This is a genomic window from Cytobacillus spartinae (assembly GCF_042865285.1).
Lineage (GTDB): Bacteria > Bacillota > Bacilli > Bacillales > Cytobacillaceae > Robertmurraya_A > Robertmurraya_A spartinae.
In genome coordinates this window covers 1-14,387 of the sequence record NZ_JBIACK010000014.1, presented here as the reverse complement: position 1 = coordinate 14,387, position 14,387 = coordinate 1, and the positions used below count along the sequence as shown (strand labels likewise).

Annotated in this window: 13 protein-coding genes and 1 tRNA gene; 9 read left to right on the top strand and 5 right to left on the bottom strand. The window is 35.6% G+C overall.

Annotated features, from left to right (window positions below; all coding sequences use genetic code 11):
• The first annotated feature begins 8 nt into the window (after window positions 1-8).
• Window positions 9-422: a Fur family transcriptional regulator gene (locus ACFYKX_RS21610; protein WP_389363498.1), complete on the top strand. Its 414-nt coding sequence runs from the start codon at window positions 9-11 to the stop codon at window positions 420-422.
• Window positions 423-453: 31 nt separating this feature from the next.
• Here the strand turns inward: ACFYKX_RS21610 and ACFYKX_RS21605 are convergent, their stop codons facing one another.
• Window positions 454-1,023, bottom strand: a complete 570-nt coding sequence (locus ACFYKX_RS21605; protein WP_389363496.1) for a hypothetical protein — start codon at window positions 1,021-1,023, stop codon at window positions 454-456.
• Window positions 1,024-1,235: 212 nt separating this feature from the next.
• Here ACFYKX_RS21605 and ACFYKX_RS21600 point away from each other — a divergent pair, with 212 nt between their 5' ends.
• Window positions 1,236-1,616 (top strand): hypothetical protein, encoded by a 381-nt coding sequence (locus tag ACFYKX_RS21600; protein WP_389363494.1) that lies wholly within the window; start codon window positions 1,236-1,238, stop codon window positions 1,614-1,616.
• 58 nt (window positions 1,617-1,674) lie between these two features.
• Here the strand turns inward: ACFYKX_RS21600 and ispG are convergent, their stop codons facing one another.
• Both ispG and ACFYKX_RS21590 read right to left on the bottom strand, forming a co-directional pair.
• Complete coding sequence (gene ispG / locus ACFYKX_RS21595) at window positions 1,675-2,784, bottom strand: flavodoxin-dependent (E)-4-hydroxy-3-methylbut-2-enyl-diphosphate synthase (RefSeq protein WP_389363492.1); 1,110 nt, start codon at window positions 2,782-2,784, stop codon at window positions 1,675-1,677.
• A 184-nt stretch (window positions 2,785-2,968) separates the two neighbouring features.
• Complete coding sequence (locus ACFYKX_RS21590) at window positions 2,969-3,313, bottom strand: hypothetical protein (RefSeq protein WP_389363490.1); 345 nt, start codon at window positions 3,311-3,313, stop codon at window positions 2,969-2,971.
• 228 nt (window positions 3,314-3,541) lie between these two features.
• On the opposite strand from ACFYKX_RS21590, the gene ACFYKX_RS21585 reads away from it, so the two are divergent.
• Window positions 3,542-5,344 carry a methyl-accepting chemotaxis protein gene (locus ACFYKX_RS21585; protein ID WP_389363488.1) on the top strand — a complete coding sequence of 601 codons (1,803 nt, stop codon included), beginning with the start codon at window positions 3,542-3,544 and terminating at the stop codon, window positions 5,342-5,344.
• A 78-nt stretch (window positions 5,345-5,422) separates the two neighbouring features.
• Here ACFYKX_RS21585 and ACFYKX_RS21580 read toward each other — a convergent pair whose 3' ends face one another.
• Window positions 5,423-6,190, bottom strand: a complete 768-nt coding sequence (locus ACFYKX_RS21580) for a DUF1189 domain-containing protein (protein ID WP_389363486.1) — start codon at window positions 6,188-6,190, stop codon at window positions 5,423-5,425.
• Between the two features lie 261 nt (window positions 6,191-6,451).
• Here ACFYKX_RS21580 and ACFYKX_RS21575 point away from each other — a divergent pair, with 261 nt between their 5' ends.
• The 3 genes from ACFYKX_RS21575 to ACFYKX_RS21565 all read left to right on the top strand — a co-directional run bounded on the left by ACFYKX_RS21575 (window position 6,452) and on the right by ACFYKX_RS21565 (window position 8,735).
• Window positions 6,452-8,062, top strand: a complete 1,611-nt coding sequence (locus tag ACFYKX_RS21575) for a Na/Pi cotransporter family protein (protein ID WP_389363696.1) — start codon at window positions 6,452-6,454, stop codon at window positions 8,060-8,062.
• A gap of 60 nt (window positions 8,063-8,122) precedes the next feature.
• Window positions 8,123-8,605: a DUF456 domain-containing protein gene (locus tag ACFYKX_RS21570; protein WP_389363484.1), complete on the top strand. Its 483-nt coding sequence runs from the start codon at window positions 8,123-8,125 to the stop codon at window positions 8,603-8,605.
• 56 nt (window positions 8,606-8,661) lie between these two features.
• A tRNA-Leu gene (locus ACFYKX_RS21565) sits at window positions 8,662-8,735 on the top strand.
• A 47-nt stretch (window positions 8,736-8,782) separates the two neighbouring features.
• Here ACFYKX_RS21565 and ACFYKX_RS21560 read toward each other — a convergent pair.
• Window positions 8,783-9,481, bottom strand: coding sequence for a Crp/Fnr family transcriptional regulator (locus ACFYKX_RS21560; RefSeq protein ID WP_389363482.1), 699 nt, complete (start codon window positions 9,479-9,481; stop codon window positions 8,783-8,785).
• Window positions 9,482-9,862: 381 nt separating this feature from the next.
• Between ACFYKX_RS21560 and sodA the strand changes: the two genes are divergently transcribed.
• The 3 genes from sodA (at window position 9,863) to ACFYKX_RS21545 (ending at window position 14,216) form a co-directional block, all read left to right on the top strand.
• Window positions 9,863-10,471, top strand: coding sequence for a superoxide dismutase SodA (sodA, locus tag ACFYKX_RS21555; RefSeq protein WP_389363480.1), 609 nt, complete (start codon window positions 9,863-9,865; stop codon window positions 10,469-10,471).
• Between the two features lie 161 nt (window positions 10,472-10,632).
• On the top strand, window positions 10,633-11,850 hold the full coding sequence (locus ACFYKX_RS21550) for an MFS transporter (protein ID WP_389363478.1): 1,218 nt from the start codon (window positions 10,633-10,635) through the stop codon (window positions 11,848-11,850).
• 272 nt (window positions 11,851-12,122) lie between these two features.
• A complete protein-coding gene (locus ACFYKX_RS21545; protein ID WP_389363694.1) occupies window positions 12,123-14,216 on the top strand; it encodes a peptidoglycan D,D-transpeptidase FtsI family protein in 2,094 nt (697 codons plus the stop codon).
• Window positions 14,217-14,387 lie beyond the last annotated feature (171 nt).

The following is a 14,387-nucleotide window of genomic DNA, read 5'->3' as shown; positions in this document are numbered from 1 at the left end:
ATATAACAATGGACGTAACAGAGGCATTACAATTATTAAAAGAAAAAGGGTTTAAACATACAGGAAAAAGAGAAGAGATGCTCGAATTTTTTTCGAATAGTGATCGGTATTTGACTGCTAGAGATGTGTTAGAAGAGATGAAGGACAATTATCCTGGACTTAGCTTTGATACCATTTACAGAAATTTATCTTTGTTTGTTGATCTTGGAATATTTGAAATGACGGAGCTTTCGGGAGAAAAACATTTCCGTTTTACGTGTTCTCATAAACATCATCATCATCATTTTATTTGTTTAGATTGTGGCAAAACAAAGGAAATCGAGACTTGTCCAATGAACGGACTACAAGAAAATCTAAAAGGATATGATATATCTGGACATAAATTTGAAATATACGGTCACTGTCCAGATTGTATAAATTAAATGAAAAAACGGCTTGGATTTCCAAGCCGTTTTAATTATGCTTTAACCACTCACCAACCCAACGTTCTGCTTCTAACCAACTATACACTCTAATGACACCATCTGGTATAGGATCCTGATTGTATGGCGTATCGAATAAGATGACTGGAATTTGACATTGTTCGTGAATCATAACTGCATTATCATGTTTGTCCTCAAAAAATATATCCACTTCATACTTTTTAGCGGTGTTTATTTTGTCATGGGTGCCAATAAGTTCAATGTGGTCAAACGGCAATTTCTCTTTAAGGAACCATTTCTTAGTAACCTCTAACAGGTGAGAGCCTCTAGCGCTGATAAAATAAAGTTCATGCTTTCTTCCCCAGTTTACTATAATCTCCTTTGCACCTTCAGCAAGTGGTGATTGTTCGTAAATGATGGCTTCATTATTGGTAAACCAAGTAGCAAACTCCGATTCAGACACATCTACCAAAGGATTCAAATCGTATTGTTTAATATCGTCAAGGGTAATATTTATGTTAAAGTCCTTATTTAGGAAAGGGACAATTGATGCGGGACAAGTTACGGTTCCATCAATATCTATGCCAAATCTCTTTTTCATGATTATTATGCGCTCCTTTATTTCGGTCCTCACTATTTTATCAAAAGAATGCCGTAGTCTAAAGAGGAAGTTCGATAAATAAGGGAGTTACTCGTTTTTGACAGGAACTATTTGAAAAAAAGAACCTATTAAGTCAATCATTAACATCAATAATAATTAATTTTTATCAAATAATATAAATGCTCCCATAAAGGAAAGCGAGGGGATCAAATATGGCAGATCAAGAACGCAAGAACGAGTTAATGGTTATTCGTGAACGCGATGAGATTGGTACAACGGACCAATTTGGAGCTGCAGATTATTTAGAGGAAACCTCAGCTGAGTTTGCTGCACCAGCAGCTTTCAATAGAGGAAATGTTAGGGAAGAACGAGAAGATAGAACTGAAGGCGCAGTGGCCGGAAGAGGAGTAGGGTTTGCGGCTTTAATCCTTTCTATCCTTTCCCTGTTTGTACTTCCTATATTGTTTGGTGCTGCAGGAATCGTGTTAGGCTTTGTTGCACGACGCAGAGGAGCGACTGGTCTTGGTAGCTGGGCTATCGGGATCGGAGCAGTTTCGATTATCGTAGGTATGTTTATATTACCGTTTTTCTAGATTCAAGCTTGGAGCACTTGAAAAAAGGCTTGGCGAATTTCGCCAAGCCTTTCTAACTTTAAACCTTCTCTTTTGCTTCTTGTTCTCTCTTTGCAAGCATTTCTTCTGCAATTTGATCTATTTCTTTCTTTAATTCTTCTACCATTGTTTTTTCAGGAACTTTTCTTACAATTTCACCTTTGCGGAAAAGGAGTCCTTCTCCACGAGCACCAGCAATCCCGATATCAGCCTCACGAGCTTCCCCAGGACCGTTAACAGCGCATCCAAGAACTGCAACTTTAATAGGTGCCTTTATTTTTTGAATATATTCCTCAACTTCATTAGCAATACTGATAAGGTCAATTTCAATTCGTCCACATGTAGGGCAAGAGATTAAAGTGGCCGCGTTAGCAGCTAAGCCAAATGCCTTTAAAAGCTCTCTAGCAACTTTCACTTCTTCAACTGGGTCAGCACTTAGCGAAATCCTAACTGTATTTCCAATTCCTTTACTTAAGATTGCGCCTAGACCTGCTGCACTTTTTACCGTACCAGCAAATAATGTTCCAGACTCCGTGATACCCAGGTGTAGAGGATAATCGAAAGCTTTTGCAGCTTTTTCATAAGCTTCAATCGCAAGATTAACATCTGATGCTTTCATCGAAACAATGATGTCGTGGAAATCAAGGTCTTCTAAGATTTTGATATGGTGAAGCGCGCTTTCAACCATTCCATCCGCTGTTGGATATCCATATTTTTCAAGGATTCTTTTTTCAAGGGAACCTGCATTTACCCCAATACGAATGGGAATGCCCTTTTCTTTCGCAGCTTTTACAACAGCCTCAACCTTTTCTCTTTTACCGATGTTTCCAGGGTTAATCCTAATTTTATCTGCTCCGCCCTCAATGGCTTTTAAAGCGAGCTTATAATCAAAATGAATATCAACGACTAATGGGATATTGATTCTTTTCTTTATCTCTGAAATAGCGTTTGCAGCTCTTTCGTCAGGGCATGCAACACGAACAACTTGACAACCAGCTTCCTCTAATCGCTTGATTTCAGCAACGGTAGCTTCAACATCATGCGTTTTTGTTGTGGTCATACTCTGAATAACCACTTCATTATTACCGCCAATGGTTAGTGGACCAACTTTAACTGGTCTAGTTTTGGTACGATGTATTATTTCACTCAACAGTGATTCGCTCCTTTTGAAAAGTATTCACGCTGTCATTTAATATCATGTAATAGACAGATAATACTAGAAGTGTAATGGTCCTATCATGCAACATAAAGAATTTTTTATATTTCCAACATGAATTTATTGTATCAGTGAACGGTTAAGATTGACAAGAAACTTGGTGAAGAATTGTCCAAGTTTAGTCTACCTTCTTATAATCAGGAAATTTGTACGTTTTCCCATATTGAATTTGTTCAGGCTTTAAGCCTTTGTTTAGTTCTTCAAAATCCTGAACTACTTGTTGGATTGAAACGGGAATCGAGCTGTCTAGGCTCTCTTCAACAATGGATAAAACCGTATCTCCCTTACCAACAACCTTTTCGAAAAATACGATCTTAGTGTCTTCCACTATCTCATTTTCAACCACTTCACTTACCACTTCTTCTTTTTGTTCTGACATTGCAGGAAGTGTCCCATGACTTAAGTCATAGTAGATTGAATATATAATTAAAACAAGCATAATTAATCCAGCTAAACGTTTCATTTCAAATTTTCCTCCTATATGGGGCTTGTCCCATACATATGCTGGTCTTACCACTTCTAGAACATTATTGGATAAAAATATTAAAACGTTTGGTTTGATTTCTTTTTAAAATCAGCAAATCTAGGTAAAAGGGATTAGTCTTTATATAATCCTTACATCCTCTTTACAATTTCTTAACAATATTTTGAGATAATGATTTTGGATAATTTTGGGGAGAGGTGTATATATTTGGCGAAGTTTGTAGATTTTGCACATAAATTGTCAAGTGGGCTAAGTAGGATATTTAAAAAATCTTTAGTCAATAAACCATTTTTAAACAAACTGATTATAAAGCTTCCATTGGGGTCAAGTATTCGCAGTAAAATTATTCTAAGTTTTAGTTTTGTTTTGTTTATTTCAGGTGGATTGGCTACTTATTCTATTCTTAATATAGAAAAAGCGAATAAACTAGCTGAAGAACTAATTCTTGAGGAGTCGAAAGAGCTTATTCTTTTACAAGATTTGAGATTTAACATGTCTGAACGGTTAGGACTAGTAAATAACTATTTACTAGATGGTTCTCCTCAATCTAAAGAAAAGTTCGAGTTGAACATAAAAAATAATAAAGTATTGGAAGAAAAGTTATTTACTCTTGTTTATGGTGATAATTCTGAAAAGAAAATTGAAAAAATTATTTCAAATGGGCTTAAGTGGAATGACATCATGGTAAAAGATGTGATTCAAGTGTATGACCAAGGCGATACTCGACAAGCTCTATTAAACTTAGGCTCTGAACAGTATAAAGCAGAGCAAACCATGTTGGATTTAAAAGCATTGGCTGAAGAAAAACAAAAAAGAGTCGATGAGCTTGGAACAGAAATCATCACAAATGGAACGAAAGTAAGTACCATGACGATGATCCTTACAACGATTGGAGTTATTTTATCTGTATTAGTAGCTTTCCTATTATCAAGATCTATCTACCTTCCTATTAGTCGGTTATCAACTAGAATAAAAGAAGTGGCAGAAGGTGATTTTAGTAAACCGAACATGGATGTTACTTCAAAAGATGAGCTTGGAGAGTTAACGAACACGTTCAATAAAATGGTTATAGACCTTAGATATCTAATTAAACAGGCATCGATTACTACCGCACAAGTTTCAGCATCTACTGAAGAATTAACAGCTAGTTCAGAAGAAATAACTAGAGCAACTGAACAAATTACTGGATCAATCCAAGAAGTTGCAGCTACTTCTAACAGACAACTTGATAGTATACATGATACTCTTCAAACGGTTGATGAATTAACAGATAGCTTAGAAACTTTGACAACATCTATAAATGAATTAGATTCTACTGCAAGAAGTGTGGCAGATTTATCGATTAGTGGAAATGGTGTAGTTGAGAATGCTGTCTCGCAAATGACCCTGATCAATAATTCTGTTATCGATGTTTCGTCTGTTATTGAAACACTAGGTACACGTTCAAAAGAAATCAGTCAGATTACAGATGCAATTACAAGTATTGCAGAACAAACAAATCTTTTGGCGTTAAATGCAGCTATTGAGGCTGCACGTGCAGGGGAACATGGAAAAGGTTTCGCCGTAGTTGCTGACGAGGTTAGAAAGTTAGCAGTTCAATCGAAAGATTCTTCCAGCAAAATTGTCCATTTAATCACGCAAATTCAAGTCGATACGCAAAATGCCATTGATGCGATGAACAGAAATACAAAGGAAGTTGAAAGTGGTACACATGCTGTGAATGAGGCAGGATTATCCTTCAAAGATATCTCCCATTCAATTAATGATATAAGAAAAACGATTAATGACATTAATGAATTTGTTGAGTCTATGTCTTTGAGTTCTGAAAAGGTTTCAACGAACGTTGAAATGTTAACTGAAATTGCGAAAACAAATTCAACCTACTCACATAGTGTTGCATCATCCGCAGAGGAGCAGCTTGCCACTTATGAGGAAATGGAGAGGTCGACTCAAAAGGTAAATGACTTTGCTCTAAATCTAAAAGCGGTTCTTATAAAATTTAAAATATAAAATAAAAAGGATAGGCCCGAATACACCTAGTTCGGCCTATCCTTTTTATTTTCACAAAAAAGTTTTAAGAAAAAAAGATTAGTTTGTTTTCGGTTTAGGTATTTCTTTTAAAGCTAGGTATAAGATAATCGTTGATACGAACCAGTTAATAAGAAAACCGTTTGGTACAGGTGTTTGCAATGCTGCCATAATCGTAAAGAAGATTGTTGGAAGCGTTACGCTATAAGCTGCCATCCTCCACATATGTCTGTACTGTAGCTTAAGGTTCATTATATTTTTTAGAACTAGACCAAACAATGCAAGTATAGTCACTTCAAGAAACTTAATTCCTGCAGTAAAAATATAAATGGTTAGAACCAAAATAGGTAAGATAATGGGCAGTAAAGACTCCATAGATTTAACTAAACTCGATATGTCTTTTTTGGTTAAAATCATATCGGTAAACAAAGAGTATGAATAGGTATCAATATTACCACCTGCAACGAGAACAAAGTCATTTTTAAGAAGTGCTAGTCCGTTAGAAACCTCTAACTCGTCTAATGTGATATCTCCAGTAGAATCAAAGATGATTGTAAAATTATCTTGCTCCATTGTAATAGGTTCAGCTTGATCAGAGGTTAATTCCCCATTGCTTATTTCAAATTCTGGGATCCCCTCATTAATTGTATTTTGGGTAGCTTCTATTCCATTAATAATGGCTGAGCTAAAGTAAGAAACATTGGGGATAATCGCAATAAGTGTTAGAAAGAAAATATATAAGATGGTTTTTCCGATACCTTGAAAACGGAATAATGCTATATCCTTTGGAGAATATAAACTCTTAATTAATTGTTTAAAAATATTCATTGGTTGACACACCCTTATCATTATTCATTCCTTATTTTATCCGTACCTATAAAGATGTACAAGTTTAAAAATAATTTAAAATTATTATAATTTGTAACATTAATGTAATATAAAGAGGAATTGTTAAGGTAGTGTAAATTTAGTGAATATATTCTTTACTTTTTATTAACTTTTCCTTCATAATTGTATGGGGTTTTGTTGATTATTGTCGAATAATTATTAAGTAGGGGTTGAAGAATCTTGGAATTAAATGTTCAAGAAATGCTGTTTCAATTTTTAGGTGGTCTAGGGATTTTCTTATTTGGTATTAAATACATGGGTGACGGCCTCCAAAGAGCAGCGGGTGACAAGCTTAGAGATATTCTAGACAGATTTACGACTAATCCTTTAATGGGTGTACTCGCAGGGATTATTGTAACGGTCTTAATTCAAAGTAGTTCCGGAACTACCGTTATAACTGTTGGTTTAGTTAGTGCAGGTTTTATGAACTTACGCCAGGCCATTGGGGTAATAATGGGTGCTAACATTGGTACTACTGTAACAGCGTTTATCATTGGTATTAAACTTGGAGATTATGCTCTTCCAATCATAGCGCTAGGTGCAATTTTGATATTCTTCTTTAAAAGTAAGAAGACTAGCCATTTTGGGCAAATTGTTTTTGGTTTCGGTGCTTTATTCTACGGACTTGAATTAATGAGTGGAGGGATGAAGCCGTTAAGAGGTTTGGAAGCATTCCATGACTTAACTGTTAGTATGAGTGCCAACCCAATACTAGGGGTAGTCATTGGTACCGTATTCACAGTAATCGTTCAGAGTTCAAGTGCTACGATTGGGATCCTACAGGGGTTATTTGCAGAGGATCTAATTAATTTAACTGCTGCCTTACCGGTGTTATTTGGTGATAATATTGGAACAACAATAACGGCTGTATTAGCGGCAATTGGTGCTTCTGTTGCTGCAAGAAGAGCAGCGGCAACGCACGTATTGTTCAACCTAATCGGAACCACCATTTTTATGATTCTTTTAAAACCTTTCACATTATTTATTGCATATTTACAGGATGTACTAAATCTAAATCCTGAGATGACAATCGCGTTTGCTCATGGAATTTTTAATACAACCAATACACTAATTCAGTTACCTTTCATTGCTATTCTTGCAATGATTGTAACCAAACTGATACCTGGCGAAGACTCACTTATTGAGTATAAAGCAAAGCATTTGGACCCACACTTTATTGAACAATCTCCTGCTATTGCTTTAGGACAAGCCAAAGAAGAAGTACTACGAATGGGACAGTTTGCTGTTCGTGGTTTAGAAGAAACAAATACGTTCTTAAAGACAAAACTACCAAAGCACGCAGAAACTGCATATCAATTAGAGGACGCTATTAACAATTTAGATAGAAAGATTACAGATTATTTAGTTGATCTTGCGACAAGTTCATTATCTGAACATGATTCGGAGGAACACTCAATCTTAATGGACACAGTACGTGATATAGAAAGAATAGGTGACCATTTTGAAAATATTATTGAGCTTATTGAGTATCAACAAGCTAATAAGGTGAAAATTACTGAATCCGCAATGAATGACCTTGAAGAAATGTTCAACTTAACTATTTCAACTGTTCGTGAGTCATTACAGGCTTTAGATCATAAGGATAAAGATTCAGCTCGTCTAGTTGTTACAAAAGAGGAGCAAATTGACAAAATGGAAAGAAAACTACGTAAACAACATATCCTTCGTCTAAATGAAGGCTTATGTACTGGTCAAGCTGGTATTGTTTATGTGGATATTATCAGTAACTTAGAAAGAATTGGCGATCATGCAGTAAATATTGCAGAGGCAGTACTAGGAGAAAGACATTAATGGTAAAATAAAGCAAGGGGATTCCCTTGCTTTTATTAATTTTTAGAAAAGGATGTTACTATGGATTATCTATATTGGGCTATTATTATTGCTCTGTTCATCATCTCTTTTATAGGGCTTATTTATCCTATCATTCCTAGTGTGCTATTTCTTTTTGCTGGTTTTATTTTGTACGGAGTATTATTCTCCTTTGAACCTTTCAACTGGTTGTTCTGGCTGATTCAAGGATTATTCGTATTATTGTTGTTTGGCGCAGATTACATTGCTAATATGATTGGTGTGAAAAAGTTCGGCGGATCCAAAGCGGGGATATGGGGCAGTACACTCGGTATTCTTATAGGGCCGTTTGTCATCCCAGTCATTGGAATTTTAATTGGTCCCTTTGTAGGAGCAATTATAGCAGAGTTAATCGTGAATAAAAAAGATTTCAAAGAGGCTGTTAAAATTGGGTTTGGCTCAGTAGTAGGTTTTATAAGTAGCGTATTTACAAAAGGAATTATACAAGCAGTGATGATTATTTATTTCTCAGTTCTTGTTCTATAGATTGAGAGGAAAAAAAGAGATACATGTTAAATTTTTGGTTACATTAGGATAAATTTGGCCCCTTAGCTCAGCTGGTTAGAGCTGACAGCTCAAAACCGTCCGGTCGTAGGTTCGAGTCCTGCAGGGTCCATTTCAGGAGAAATCTCATTTTTGTAGATTTCTCCTTTTATATTAATCTTAATTAAGCCCACAAATCTCATACGGACAATTTTGGCAATCTACTTCTTCCTTTAAATAATTGATATTTTTTATTGTGAATTTTTGTTGATCATAGGATATAATCTCTTTCTCTCTTAGATCTTTGAGCATTCTTTGAATAACTTCACGTGTTCCGTAAGTTAAACTAGCGAGCTCTTGATGAGTTAAAGGGAGGTCTATTAATATCCCCTCCTTTGTCATTACGCCATAACTATTACATAAACGAATAAGAATTGAATAGAGTCCACCTCTTTTTCCGTTCATCAGTAAATCCTGACACTTCATCTGTGCCTTTAAATATCGTGTACTAAGCCAAGAAGTTAATTCCCCAATTACTTCTGGATTGCTCATAATATACCTCTCGAAGTCTTCACGCTTAATCATAAGCAATTCGCATTCTGATAATGTCTTAGCATAGAAATGGTATTTGGGGTGATTTTTAAATATTTGATATTCAACAATCAATTCCTCACCATGAAGGATTTTAAGAATAAATTCTTTTCCTTTCATATGAACCCTTCCTAAAGCAACGCTTCCTTCAATTAGAATATAGATATGATCTACACTGTCTCTCTCATTAAATAGAATAGTGCCTGCTCTTAATTTTTGGGTGGTTTCTACATTTATAAATTCTTGAATAAGTAAACTGTATAGTGAAAGATTTAATTTTTGTATCATGGTTGTCACTCCTATAATGGCTCTTACTTTGATTTAATAAAAATGGCGACAACCTGTCAATTAGCGTTTGGATTATAATGGAAATCTATTTCTTCAGATTGGGTCTTAAACATTTATATATCAGTCTTTTAAACAAAAACGACAATTTATCGAATCATGTCATAAAAAGATTAAAAAATAAAAAGGAATTTCTGAACGAATGGTGAATAAATTCTAGTTGAAAGGGTAATGTATATTTGTTGGCTAAGCATTTTATTTGAAACGATTATCCAACTTTGGTAATCTTAAGTTAATCACTTTAGAAACATTCTTATATCAGAAACCAACCTATATAAGAATGGCATCTAAAGATAGTAATTAATACATAGGAGGAATTTAAAAATGGCTTTCGAACTTCCACAATTACCTTATGCTTATGATGCATTAGAACCACACATCGACAAGGAAACAATGAATATTCACCACACTAAGCACCACAATACTTATGTAACAAACCTAAACAATGCTTTAGAAGGAAATGAAGAGCTTCTTTCAAAAACTGTTGAAGAGGTTGTAGCTAACCTAGATGCAGTTCCTGAAGCAGTACGTACTGCAGTACGTAATAACGGTGGTGGCCATGCTAACCACGCATTATTCTGGTCTATTCTTTCTCCAAACGGTGGCGGCGAGCCTACTGGTGAACTTGCTGAAGCAATCAACAGCAAATTCGGTAGCTATGCTAGCTTCAAAGAAGAGTTTGCTAAAGCTGCAACAACTCGTTTCGGATCTGGTTGGGCTTGGTTAGTAGTAAACAACGGTGAATTAGAAGTAACTAGCACACCTAACCAAGATACTCCTTTAATGGAAGGTAAAACTCCTGTTTTAGGACTTGATGTTTGGGAGCACGCATACTACTTAAACTATCAAAACCGTCGTCCTGACTACATCAATTCTTTCTGGAACGTTGTAAACTGGGATGAAGTTTCTAAGCGTTATAACGCAGCAAAATAATATACAAAAAGCAGTTGAGAATAGTTTATTCTCGCTGCTTTTTTTATTCTTTTACAAAATTTAAGTGAAGGGTCCCTATTTGTTTACATAGTTCTTCGATTTGTGCATAATCAACTGGTTTTTGTAAGAAACTACCCCATAGATATAAAGGGGAGTTTCTTATGAGCAAAGTGAAAAAGTTGATTGGAGATGTCGAATTAACAAAAGATCTTACGTTACTGCTATTAATTGGTGGACTGTATTCCTTAAGTGTTGCTCTATCAAATACATTTGTAAATATATACTTGTGGAAGCAATCCGGAGAGTTTAAAGATTTAGGATTATATAATTTATCTGTAGTTGTATTACAGCCAATAACATTCATTTTAGCAGGAAGATGGGCTAAGAAAATTGACAGAGTAATTGTATTAAGAATCGGCGTCATTTTTTTAGCTCTATTTTATTTAACGGTTTTAGTGATTGGGACAAATGCCTCTAAGTTTTTATTATTACTAGGAGGACTTCTGGGCATTGGCTATGGATTTTATTGGCTGGCATTCAATGTTTTAACGTTTGAAATAACAGAACCCGAGACTCGAGATTTTTTTAACGGTTTTTTAGGGATTCTATCTTCCTTTGGAGGTATGATTGGGCCATTTGCTGCAGGTTTTATCATTTCTAAAATGAGTAAGTTTACAGGATATTCTATTGTTTTTGGCATTTCTTTAGGCTTATTTTCTTTAGCTGTATTTTTAAGCTTTTTCTTAAAAAGGAGACCTGCTAAGGGAAAGTATTGGTTCTTACGTATTGTAGAGGAACGTAAACATAATCATAACTGGCGCTTAATAACCAATGCTCACTTTTTTCAAGGTCTTAGAGAAGGAACCTTCGTGTTTATCATTTCTGTGTTCGTGTTTATTTCTACGGGAAGTGAACTCGCATTGGGAACCTTTGGGTTAGTCAACTCTGGGATTGCTTTTATCGCCTATTACTTTGCATCTAGAATGATTAAAAAGAAACAAAGAAAGAAGGCAATCTTAGTTGGTGGCCTGCTCTTATACTCAGCAATCTTTTTAATTGTCTTTGATTTAACTTATACAAAGTTGCTTTTTTATGCAGGAATAATCGCGATTGCCTACCCTATAATTCTTGTTCCATATCTCTCCCTTACTTATGATGTAATTGGTAGAGGTTGGAAGGCTGCTGAAATGAGAATTGAATATATTGTAGTAAGAGAGATCTTTTTGAACTTAGGTAGGATTATTTCCATCCTTTCTTTCCTAGCGGCTATTTCCTTTTTCAATCCGGATAAAAGTATCCCAATTCTCCTACTCATATTGGGATTAGGACATACAATGATTTATTTTTTTGTCAGACATGTAAAATTTGCTGAGTCTTAGGAAAGGTAATTGCCTTTCCTTTTATTATGTCAAAAGAGGGAAGCATAAGGAGAGATTATAGTTAGTTTTATTTAACCTTTTCTATCTTGCTCTTTTTCATCTTACTCTTATAAAGTGGAATCGGTGTAAGTCAATATTTGAAGTACCTTATTAATAGAATTTTTACTAAAGGTACTATAGAATATAAGAAGAAACTGAGAAAATGTTCCAAAAAAGGAAGTGATCTATTGAATAAAAAGAAAAAGAAGACACATGTTCCTTTTCGCCTAAATATGTTGTTTTTTATTGTATTTGTTCTTTTTTCTGTACTTATTTTACGTCTTGGAATTGTACAAATTGTATATGGTGAAGATTATAAAAGGGAAATAGAAAGAACTGAAGACATAACGGTAAATAATCCTGTCCCTAGGGGGAAAATGTTTGACCGGAAAGGTAAGACCATTGTAGATAACGTCCCTCAGTATGCCATTACATACACTTATCAAGGTGCAAGTCAAAGTGAGATGTTAGAAGTTGCAGAGCGCTTAGCGAAGTTAATTGAAGTAAAGCCTGATCGGGTACAAGTAAGGGAGAAGAAGGATTATTGGATTATAAAGAATCCTGAACGTGCTGATGAAAAGATTACGGAAGAAGAACGCATGCAATTTAAAGCGAAAAAATTAGATAGTGATGATATCTATAATTTAAAACTCAAGAGGATTTCGGAAAATGAATTAGAAGAACTATCAGCTCAGGATCTAGAGATACTAGCCATTTTCCGTGAGTTCAATAGCGGTTATGCCTTAACACCACAGATTGTGAAAAATAAGGATGTCACTGCAGAAGAATTTGCAAAGGTTAGTGAAAACCTACAATTCTTACCTGGGGTAGACACGACTACAGATTGGGAAAGACTCTATGCGTATGGTAATACATTAAAAACTGTCCTTGGGAAGGTAACGGATTCAAGCGAAGGGATACCAAAGGAACAGTTAGATTATTACTTAGCAAGAGATTATAATCGAAATGACCGTGTAGGCAAAAGTTACATTGAAATGCAGTACGAAGAGGTTTTACACGGTCAAAAAGCAAAAGTAAAAAAAATAACGGACAAAGCTGGAAACGTATTATCCACAGAAGTGGTTTCTGAGGGCCAAAGAGGAAAAGATTTGGTCTTAACAGTAGATATGGATCTTCAATTAGAGGTAGAAAAAATTATTGAAGAAGAGCTTTTGGCGGCAAAGAAAGAGCCTGGTACTGCTCTGCTTGATCGAGCATTTGTGGTTTTAATGGATCCTAACACAGGTGAAGTATTAACAATGGCAGGGAAATGGCTTGTTAAAGATAAAGAAACAGGCAAATCGGAGATGCAAGATTTTGCACTTGGTAACATCACTTCATCATATAATGTAGGTTCTGCTGTTAAAGGAGCCACTATTCTAACAGGGTATCAATCAGGAGTAATTCAACCTGGTTCATATTTTTATGATGCCCCAATAAAAATTAAGGGCACACCTGAAAAGGCATCTTGGAAAAACTTTGGAAATTTAAATGATATTAGAGCTCTAAGAGTTTCATCCAATGTGTATATGTTTAGAACGGCCATTTCGATTGGGGGAGGTCGTTACGAATACAATCAACCTATCCGTCTGAATTCTCAAGCGTTCAATACGATTAGACAGTCGTTTAATCAATTCGGACTGGGGACTAGAACAGGTATTGATTTACCCAATGAACAAATTGGATACAAAGGTCCTTTAGCTAAACCAGGCTTTCTTCTTGATCTAGTAATTGGACAGTATGATACGTATACGCCGATGCAATTGGCTCAATACGTGTCAACAATTGCAAATGGAGGATACCGAATTCAACCTCGTATGGTTAAAGAGATAAGGGCTCCCCTTATGGATAACGATAAGCTTGGACCAGTCATAGAAGAAATCCAGCCTACTATTCTTAATAGAATCAATTTGGAAGATGGATGGATCGAAAATGTTCATGAAGGTTTTCGACAAGTCATGCAACATCCTGAGGGAACTGCTTACCGAAAGTTTGGGAATGCACCTTATTTACCTGCAGGAAAAACAGGAACGGCCCAAGCATTTTATGATGGCCCAGAGAGAAAAAACTACGAATTTCCACCTGAAGTAATGAATCTAAGTCTGGTAGCGTACGCACCATATAATAATCCTGAAGTTGCAATGGCCGTTGTTGTCCCTTGGGCATATCAAGGGGATAGCGGTCATACAGCAAATTATGAAATTGGTAGAAGGGTACTTGATGCATACTTTCATTTAAAGAATAAACAACCTGATTCTACATCAAATCAGCCAACGGAAAATAATGATGAATCACAAGAATCTCTTCAGGAAGAAAGTCAAAATTAAAGCGAGTAAACTAAAACTGTCCTTAAAAGGGCAGTTTCAGACTATAGACAAACTCGAAAATTTCGAGGTTGCCTACAGTCCTTTTTTTATTAAAATAAAGTTATACTCTTGGTAACCGTTGATTTACGCTACGGGCGAACGCTTTCCGCGGGCGGGGCCGAGCCGCTTCCC

What these genes read in the sequence shown, in the direction of transcription:
- ACFYKX_RS21610 (WP_389363498.1), top strand. Translation starts at nt 9, where the DNA reads ATGGACGTAACAGAGGCATTACAATTATTAAAAGAAAAAGGGTTTAAA.
- ACFYKX_RS21605 (WP_389363496.1), bottom strand. Translation starts at nt 1,023, where the DNA reads ATGAAAAAGAGATTTGGCATAGATATTGATGGAACCGTAACTTGTCCC.
- ACFYKX_RS21600 (WP_389363494.1), top strand. Translation starts at nt 1,236, where the DNA reads ATGGCAGATCAAGAACGCAAGAACGAGTTAATGGTTATTCGTGAACGC.
- ACFYKX_RS21590 (WP_389363490.1), bottom strand. Translation starts at nt 3,313, where the DNA reads ATGAAACGTTTAGCTGGATTAATTATGCTTGTTTTAATTATATATTCA.
- ACFYKX_RS21580 (WP_389363486.1), bottom strand. Translation starts at nt 6,190, where the DNA reads ATGAATATTTTTAAACAATTAATTAAGAGTTTATATTCTCCAAAGGAT.
- ACFYKX_RS21575 (WP_389363696.1), top strand. Translation starts at nt 6,452, where the DNA reads ATGCTGTTTCAATTTTTAGGTGGTCTAGGGATTTTCTTATTTGGTATT.
- ACFYKX_RS21570 (WP_389363484.1), top strand. Translation starts at nt 8,123, where the DNA reads ATGGATTATCTATATTGGGCTATTATTATTGCTCTGTTCATCATCTCT.
- ACFYKX_RS21560 (WP_389363482.1), bottom strand. Translation starts at nt 9,481, where the DNA reads ATGATACAAAAATTAAATCTTTCACTATACAGTTTACTTATTCAAGAA.
- sodA (WP_389363480.1), top strand. Translation starts at nt 9,863, where the DNA reads ATGGCTTTCGAACTTCCACAATTACCTTATGCTTATGATGCATTAGAA.
- ACFYKX_RS21550 (WP_389363478.1), top strand. Translation starts at nt 10,633, where the DNA reads ATGAGCAAAGTGAAAAAGTTGATTGGAGATGTCGAATTAACAAAAGAT.
- ACFYKX_RS21545 (WP_389363694.1), top strand. Translation starts at nt 12,123, where the DNA reads ATGTTGTTTTTTATTGTATTTGTTCTTTTTTCTGTACTTATTTTACGT.